Source organism: Lactovum odontotermitis (genome assembly GCF_054658595.1).
This window is the reverse complement of record NZ_BAAGGQ010000002.1, coordinates 195,955-204,486: the sequence shown is the minus strand read 5'-3', so window position 1 is coordinate 204,486 and position 8,532 is coordinate 195,955. Positions and strand designations below refer to the sequence as shown.

At 44.6% G+C, this 8,532-nt stretch carries 8 protein-coding genes and 2 pseudogenes; all 10 read left to right on the top strand.

Going from position 1 to position 8,532, the window contains the following annotated elements:
- Positions 1-1,262, top strand: a pseudogene (locus ACYQ2E_RS02425) (hypothetical protein); the annotation flags it as partial.
- Positions 1,263-1,273: 11 nt separating this feature from the next.
- The gene (locus ACYQ2E_RS02420) at positions 1,274-1,570 is read left to right on the top strand and encodes a hypothetical protein (RefSeq protein WP_460016460.1); all 297 of its coding nucleotides are present in this window, start codon (positions 1,274-1,276) and stop codon (positions 1,568-1,570) included.
- Positions 1,539-2,297 (top strand): enhanced serine sensitivity protein SseB C-terminal domain-containing protein, encoded by a 759-nt coding sequence (locus ACYQ2E_RS02415; protein WP_460016459.1) that lies wholly within the window; start codon positions 1,539-1,541, stop codon positions 2,295-2,297. Before ACYQ2E_RS02420 ends, ACYQ2E_RS02415 begins: the two co-directional genes overlap by 32 nt.
- Entirely contained in the window at positions 2,245-3,867 is a 1,623-nt protein-coding gene (locus tag ACYQ2E_RS02410) for an HNH endonuclease family protein (RefSeq protein ID WP_460016458.1), read from the top strand. The genes ACYQ2E_RS02415 and ACYQ2E_RS02410 overlap by 53 nt, the downstream gene beginning before the upstream one ends.
- Entirely contained in the window at positions 3,864-4,328 is a 465-nt protein-coding gene (locus ACYQ2E_RS02405) for a YrhA family protein (RefSeq protein WP_460016457.1), read from the top strand. The genes ACYQ2E_RS02410 and ACYQ2E_RS02405 overlap by 4 nt, the downstream gene beginning before the upstream one ends.
- An 88-nt stretch (positions 4,329-4,416) precedes the next feature.
- Positions 4,417-4,827, top strand: coding sequence for a hypothetical protein (locus ACYQ2E_RS02400; protein ID WP_460016456.1), 411 nt, complete (start codon positions 4,417-4,419; stop codon positions 4,825-4,827).
- Between the two features lie 174 nt (positions 4,828-5,001).
- Positions 5,002-5,196 (top strand): hypothetical protein, encoded by a 195-nt coding sequence (locus ACYQ2E_RS02395; protein WP_460016455.1) that lies wholly within the window; start codon positions 5,002-5,004, stop codon positions 5,194-5,196.
- Between the two features lie 31 nt (positions 5,197-5,227).
- A complete protein-coding gene (locus ACYQ2E_RS02390) occupies positions 5,228-5,683 on the top strand; it encodes a hypothetical protein (protein WP_460016454.1) in 456 nt (151 codons plus the stop codon).
- Positions 5,661-6,317: pseudogene (locus tag ACYQ2E_RS02385) on the top strand (hypothetical protein); the annotation flags it as partial. The gene ACYQ2E_RS02390 and the pseudogene ACYQ2E_RS02385, both read left to right, overlap by 23 nt.
- Positions 6,298-8,532 carry a single-stranded-DNA-specific exonuclease RecJ gene (gene recJ / locus ACYQ2E_RS02380; RefSeq protein ID WP_460016453.1) on the top strand — a complete coding sequence of 745 codons (2,235 nt, stop codon included), beginning with the start codon at positions 6,298-6,300 and terminating at the stop codon, positions 8,530-8,532. The pseudogene ACYQ2E_RS02385 and the gene recJ, both read left to right, overlap by 20 nt.

Here is an 8,532-nt window from a genome sequence, read left to right as displayed (position 1 = left end):
AGGAAGACGGACTCTGGGGACTGGTGACTGATGTCCTTCAAACGGTTGCAGGAGCTGTTATCACAGCCGCAGGACTTGGGCTGACACCGTTTACTGGGGGATTATCGCTCGGCCTCGTCGGCTTGGGCGGAATGATGGTAGTCGGCGGTGTGAACAGCGGCGTCAATCACTTCTCCATGGCTGTGAGCGGAAAAGGCTTGAACCTTGTCGGCATGGCAACAAAAAACGTTGGACAATGGTACAATAGTACTTTAGGGAAGTCTCTAGGGCAGGAAGGCGAAGCTGGCTTTATCAACGGCTTTCTCTCCGGAAGCGGTGAAATGGTGTCGGGGATGGCACAGTTCAACGTGGCAGGCACAGCTGAAGGAGTTTACACCCTGGCGACCAATGGAGAAGCCCGTGCCCAGTTCGGTGCAGGTGTCGGGAACTGGTGGAACCAGCTGGCAGGCGGGAACGCAGTTGTACAAGGGGAGACAGCGGCCTTTGCGGCAAGCTTCTTTGTCGGAGGCGGCAGCGGCACCATTGGAAAGGCGGGTGACGCGACGAGTCTCGTCACAAAGCTTGGGAATGTCAAGACCCTCGCGGCGGGCAAAGCCTTCAATCTTGTGGATAACTTATCGGGTAAGATGTCGGAGTTCCGTGCTGTTGTGAACAGCGGAGGTGCTCGTTATGCTTTTGCGGGAGCAGGAGACAGCCGCTCAATCCTTAGTGTGGCAGGTAAAACGGCGGATGACTTACCTAAGACTGGGGTTAAGATGGCTTTCAGTCAGAAAATTGACGATGGAGTCTCAAAAGTTGAGTCAAAGCTTGAAACAAAAGCACTATTTAGTAAAAAATACAGCACAAAAATTGATTCTAAAGTAGTTGAAATCCCAAAAAACACTAATCTGCCTGACTTCGTGCAAAAGACCTTCGCTGATGGTCAATATCGCACGGTGGTGACGACGGAGAAAGAAACAAAATTATACAGATTGTTTGGCGGAGAAGCTGATGCTGGAGGAGGATTTGCGACAACCTCTCCAGCAACTTCAAGAATACAATCAAAAATTGATTTAGCATTACTGCCTGAATGGAAAGGAACTCGAATGTACGAAGCTGAAATAATTGTTCCTAAAGGTACAGAATTAAACATAGGAAAAGTAGCCCACCAAACCATAAAGGAAACCGGAACAGTTCTTTCGGGAGGTGCTGATCAAATACTACTTCCTAAAGATTGGCCACTTGATTGGATCAAGCATATTAGTCGAGTTGCATCGAAATAAGAGGAGGAAAGATGTATAAAAAAATAATTTCTACATGTATACAAATTCAGAATTTAATTGAAATTGAATTTCCTAGGCAAAAAGACTTCAATGGTATCATAAATAATATCTATAGTATCATTGATAAGATAAAAATCGAAGCTGAGCAAGGTGTCATCTCTGTTGCTAGTAGGATTAATTGGGAAAATAAGATACGGCAATTTGTAGACGATACAACACATTATGATAGTCCAATTATTTATCAGATAGAACAATTAGAGAAAATAGTGAGAGGAAATGATGAGAACTCAAATTCAATCAAGCAATAAGCATTTGATAGAGTTGATACAAGAATTTCGTAGAAACGCTACGGCTGATAATCAACAATTAATTTACCAAGAGCTGACAAAAGTTCAATTGCTTTTGCCAGTTATTACAGAAGGTAGTAATAAAATAAGAATTGTTAGAATAACGGATGAAAATAATCAAGAATATTTACCGGCTTTTATTGATTTAGAAAGCTTGAAAGGATTTGATGATGATTTTCAAGGCTTAGCATTAACGCTAATTGAATATAGCGAAATGGTGAGTGGAGATCCCGCAATCATGGGGATTGCCATAGAACCTCAAAAAGAGAATTTTGTTCTAAATGTAGAAAATATTGATTACATAAAAGATATTCTATTTGAAAAAAGTATATCTTTTGGAATACCTGAAGAATATCCAACTAAATTTACAGATGCTCTTTCAAAGTTATTTGATAAAGATAAAAAAGTTAAAAAAGCATTTTTATCACAAATTGTCAAGGAGAACGAAATGAGCTTGTTGCTTTTGATTGATGATACCAGTCACGACAAAGATATATTCAAAAGTATTAGTGAGTTAGCAAAACAATATTTAGCTGCAGATAAACCTTTGGATGTGATATTTCTTGATACGGAAATAGGAGAAAAAATTAGTGAACATATCCTCCCTTTCTGGATTAAGCGAGGAGGAACTTTTGGTGGGGACAGAGAAGACACCGGAAAAGCTCCAGGAGAACTGGGACAGCTATGAGGCGACAGACCCGGGATTTGCGATGGTCCAGGACTTACTGGCACGGACAAGAGACCTGATTAAGAGCACGCTCCATGTTCCCCGAGGCTATGAATACCGGACCGGCTCTTTCAAAGGCCTGATAACGGCTGATTTCCTCACGTCTTTTCAGGCGAATGCGAATTATGCGCAGAACACGCAGAACCAGAAGGAATTCACGAAAGCCTGGGACAGCATTAACGCCGAATATAAGCGCGACCAGAAACGTTTAGCTGCCGCGGCCGCGAAGAAACAGGCGCAGGAAGACGGACTCTGGGGACTGGTGACTGATGTCCTTCAAACGGTTGCAGGAGCTGTTATCACAGCCGCAGGACTTGGGCTGACACCGTTTACTGGGGGATTATCGCTCGGCCTCGTCGGCTTGGGTGGAATGATGGTAATCGGCGGTGTGAACAGCGGCATCAATCACTTCTCCATGGCCGTGAGCGGAAAAGGCTTGAACCTTGTCGGCATGGCAACAAAAAACGTCGGACAATGGTACAATAGTACATTAGGGAAGTCTCTAGGAGATACTGGAGACGGCGGTCGCTTGAACGGTTTTATCAGAGGGGCAGGTGAGATGGTCTCCGGGATGGCACAGTTCAACGTGGCAAGCACAGCCGAAGGGGTCTACACCCTGGCGACCAATGGAGAAGCCCGTGCCCAGTTCGGTGCAGGTGTCGGGAACTGGTGGAACCAGCTGGCAGGCGGGAACGCAGTCGTACAGGGAGAGACAGCGGCCTTTGCGGCAAGCTTCTTTGTCGGAGGCGGCAGTGCCACCATTGGAAAGGCTGGCGACGCGACGAGTCTCGTCACAAAGCTTGGGAATGTCAAGACCCTCGCGGCGGGCAAAGCCTTCAATCTTGTGGATAACTTATCGGGTAAGATGTCGGAGTTCCGTGCTGTTGTGAGCAGCGGAGGTGCTCGTTATGCCTTTGCGGGAGCAGGAGACAGCCGCTCAATCCTTAGTGTGGCAGGTAAAACGGCGGATGACTTACCTAAGACTGGGGTTAAGATGGCTTTCAGCAATCTGGAATCAAAAGCCTCTAAGGCAAATGGCAAGTTGGATGATTTAGCTTCTAAAGGTTCTAGTGAGTTACGACTCCAAGATGGTGACACTTTCTCTGCAAAACTTCGTGGAGATACAAAGACGATTGAGGGATTGACGGTCAAAGATTTCGATTATGTGAAGAGGAATCCGCAAGAAGTAGGGCAACTAAGAAAAGAATTTGATAGCTCAGCGCGTAAAAACTATTTGAAGATTCTTTCCAAAAATGATGACTACTTAAGACAAAATGGTTTATCAGATTTAGACATTAAAATGATGAAAAATGGGAGAGTTCCAAGAGGGTATCAGGTGCATCATAATCATCCGCTGGACGATAGTGGAACAAATGACTTTGATAATTTAATTCTTATCAAAAATGATCCATATCATAAGTTAATTACAAACTATCAGAAAGAAACCGTGGGCTCACTTGAAGTGGGACAAACTAAAACCATCCCGTGGCCTGAACTGACAAATAAAGTTTTTAATGGAGGTGTGCGATGACTTGGAAAGAATCATTAGTGGAACTGAATAAGGATAATGAACAATACGGTGAAAGTGCTAATTTACCAGCAAATAATATTGATGAAGTTGTAGCATTTGCTGCAAATAAGTTTCATCTCTGTATTCCAAAAGAATTCACTGAGTTTTGGAAAGTTCAAAATGGACTAGAATATGATGGAAATGTTTTTTATCAGGCAGATATAGAATTGTTTGATGATATTGATCCGCTGGACATGGATACGAATAATGCGATTATAGCCAGTAATATTATTTGGCATGAAAATGCTGATTTTGCAGATTATACATTCTTAGGCGACGGGAATATTGACTGGTGCGTGTATGATAGGAGGGATAAAAAATATAAGATATTGGATAAACCCTCCGGAGAGATAATCGAAACATTTGACACCTTTGATGAATTTTTCTCTACATATCTTGAACGATTAGTCGAACAAATGTAAAGCTGGTCATAATAGAAATCAACGAAGAAAACCTAAGGCATCAAGGGGAGGATTTATCAGCTTAATCAGCATTTGTAGGAAAATAAATATGACAGAGATGAAAGAAATTTATTTTAGTAAAGCGAATCAGTTAACCGTTTACTCAGATGGAGAGCATTACGAGTTAGAATGGATGTCATGGGGACATGATATTAAAGAAATTCGTAAAAAAATAGAACGCGCCGATTTTGAAGCATATAAAAACGGCACTCATTCTGGAGATGATTTAATATTTAAGGCACAAAGCGGTGTGTGGCCAGCTCCTAAAGAAGTGCAGGATATGGTGAAAAAAGAACGAGCAGAAAGTCGTCCCATTACACTAATTTCTAACCCAAAAAATCAGAAGCTATTTTCACAAGACGAACTCAAGAAATTAATACCTTTGGCAGAAAAGGCTTGGATAGACTGGAAAGGCAAACTGCCAGACAATTATGTTTCCCCGATAAAAAATGAAAAATAATATTTGTTGAACTAATATTGCATTGTTTATCTAATACAATTTTAAATCTTCTTGTGGCAGAAGGCGCCAATTTTACTTGTGCTGCTCTATGAAAGCAGTAAAACGCCTATCCTGAAAAGTTTTTCCAAACGGAGAACCAGGAGGATTTAATTCAAGTCACGTTTTTGGAGGTGAATGATGTCAGAAAAGATTTTATACAAGAATAATGAATATCACATGATGGTTACAGAAAAAGAAAATGAGCTTATTTTGAGTTGGGAAGATGCCTATGGGCATAATAATTTAACTCCGATTTCTAAAGATGTTCTTGAAAAAATTACAACAGGAGAGGGGACACTTTTCCAGGCGGAATGTCAGAAGCGGTTATGAATAATATCGGAGAAAAGGAAGGAGATTTCACATGGCACCCACTAAAATAACATGGGAAGAAGTAAAAAACTATAACTATAATAAGGTTAGTAGTAAAAATAATGTTTATAAAAATAACGGACAATACTATTTTGTTACAGAAGAGGGAGAAATCGCTCCTCAGATAGTTGTTTACAAATTATCAGAGGAGGACTACCAATTTCTTGAGAAAGGAAAACGTAGTGCAGCTGAAATTCATTTTAAACTACAAAATGATGCCTGGCCTCCAACTGAAAATGAAAAAAATGAGGCAAATAGAAATTTTATTCGTGATACTCCTACTGCTTTGATTTCTAATTCATCATCGCAGGAATTATTTTCTCATGAAGAGCTTAAAAGATTAATTCCTATTGCAGAAAAACAATGGATAGACTGGAAAGGAAAACTTCCAGACAACTATGTTTCCCCTATTGTCTTCCCAGACCCCCGTCATCGAAATCGCCATTGAGCCTAAGCCTAAGGCTGACCAGGACAAGATGGGTACAGGCCTGCAGAAGCTGGCTGAAGAGGACCCTTCATTCCGCGTGTCAACGAACCAGGAAACTGGCGAGACGGTCATTGCCGGTATGGGTGAGCTCCACCTTGATGTCCTTGTCACACGTTTGAAAGACGAGTTCGGGGTTGAGGCCAATGTTGGTGCACCTCAAGTATCTTATCGAGAGACTTTCCGTGCCCCTGTTACTCAAGCGCGCGGCTTCTTCAAGCGTCAGTCTGGTGGTAAAGGTCAATATGGTGACGTCTGGATTGAATATACACCGAATGAAGAAGGAAAAGGCTTCGAATTCGAAAATGCCATCGTTGGTGGTGTCGTTCCTCGTGAATACATCCCAGCTGTACAAAAAGGACTGGAAGAGTCCATGGCAAATGGTGTCCTTGCTGGCTATCCGCTGGTTGACATCAAGGCGAAGCTTTATGACGGTTCATACCATGAAGACGATTCATCTGAAAAGGCCTTCAAGCCACTGTGCGATGCACTTTTCGGCAGGAATCAGGGGAGCTACAACATTTGCCATAAAAGCGCGCCCTGCGCTTTTTTCAATAAATCTGCTATAATAGAATTTCATGATTCGTTCAAAATATGACTGGAAATTACTGGAAGCAGCGCCTTCTGACATTACTGAAGAATTCCGGAAAATCACAAAAAAACTGAAATTAGACCCGCTGGCCAGCGACACGCTTTGGGAACGGGGCATACGAAGCCCTGAAGAGATTGAGGCCTTTCTGAACCCGTCGCTCGAGCAGCTCCACGACCCCTACCTGCTGCACGACATGGACAAGGCCGTGACGCGCATCCGCCAGGCCATCGAGACAGGCGAGAAAATCCTGATTTACGGCGATTACGATGCCGACGGCATGACCAGCGCCAGCATCATGAAGTCAGCGCTGGACGAGCTCGGCGCCGACGAGCAGGCCCAGGTCTACCTGCCGAACCGCTTCACAGACGGCTATGGCCCAAATCTTGACGTCTACCAGTACTGGATTGAAAAAGAAGAAATTACGCTGATTATTACGGTGGACAATGGCATAGCTGGTCTTGAGCCGATTGCCTGGGCACAGGAACACGGCGCAGATGTGATTGTGACAGACCATCATTCACTCGCGGACGAACTGCCGAATGCCTTTGCGATTGTCCACCCGCGCCATCCCGAGTCCGAGTATCCATTTGATGACCTTTGCGGAGCCGGTGTGGCCTTTAAAGTTGCAACTGCACTGCTAGAATCAGTGCCCGTAGACATGCTGGACCTCGCAGCCATCGGAACAGTCGCCGACATGGTCAGCCTGGCCGATGAAAACCGGGTGCTTGTCAGCCTCGGCCTGAAACAGCTGCAGGCCACAGACCGCGTCGGACTGCTTGAGTTGATGCGCCTCGCCGGCAGCGACATGTCAAATTTGACAGAAGACACTATCGGCTTTCAAATTGCCCCGAGACTCAATGCGCTGGGACGCTTAGACGACCCGAACCCCGCCGTCACGCTCTTGACCGGCTGGGACGAAGAAGAGTGCCTCGAAATCGCCAAAAATATTGATTCCTGGAACACGAAACGGCGCAGCATTACCGGAAAAATTTACGAAGAAGCAGAGGCTATGCTGGACGAAGAGGCACCTGTACAGGTGCTCTATCACGCCGACTGGCACAAAGGCGTGCTGGGCATTGTGGCCGGCCGCCTGCTGGAGAAAATCCACCGCCCAGTTATTATGCTGGCCGAGGAAGACGGTATCCTCCGCGGTTCGGGCCGCTCCATCGAAGCTTTCAACATTTTTGACGCACTGAATGCCCACCGTGAGCTCTTCATCGCCTTCGGCGGCCATGCACAGGCCTGCGGCTTAACCATCGCTCTTGAAAATGTTGACAAACTGAAAACCGCTTTGACAGAGGAAATCTCAGCGCAGAATGTCGATTTAGACAAAAAAGCTGAAATCACACTGGTTGATACACTTGAGCTTGACACGCTTTCGCTGGACACGGCAAAATCTCTGTCAAAACTGGCCCCGTTCGGAATGAACAACCCGCTGCCGAAATTTCTGCTCAAAGATTTTAAAGTTGTCCAATCTAGAACCATGGGCGCGAATAACCAGCACCTGAAACTCCGTCTTGCACAAGGAAAAACACAGCTTGACGCAATTTATTTCGGACACGGCGACGAGCAGCTCGAATTTGAACAGGCTGACACAGAATTGGCGGTCACGCTGTCGACGAATTCCTGGAACGGGCAGACCACGCTGCAGATGATGGTGGAAGACGCCAAGGCCGACGGCATCGAACTGATTGACATCCGCGGCCGCCAGATTTCCCTGCCGGAAAACGCATTTATATTTGAGAAAAATTCTCCTAAAAATGCTATAATGGAAAATGTGCTTGTCGTTCTTGACGCGCCTGAAAATTCAGCTGAACTGGCTGATTTAGCCGCATTTATCAAGGAAAACGACTTCCGGCTGATTTATTTTAAAAATCAGCTAAAGAAAAAATATTATCTTTCAGGCCCTGGCACGCGCGAGCAGTATGCGGCACTTTACAAGGCTCTGTATCAATTCCCTGAGTTTGATGTGCGCTATAAACTAAATAATCTGGCAAGTTATCTCAAGATTCCTGCGCTTCTGCTGCAGAAAATGATTCAGGTTTTTGAGGAATTAGGCTTTGTCAGGATTAACGAGGGTCTGATGACGCTTATTAAGGACGCGCCGCATAAAGAAATCAGCAGCAGTCAGATTTACCAGCGTTTACAGGAAACGATTCAGCTGCAGGAACTCTTTGCATTGGCCCCCGTGAAAGAAATTTACCAGAGACTTACCAACTAA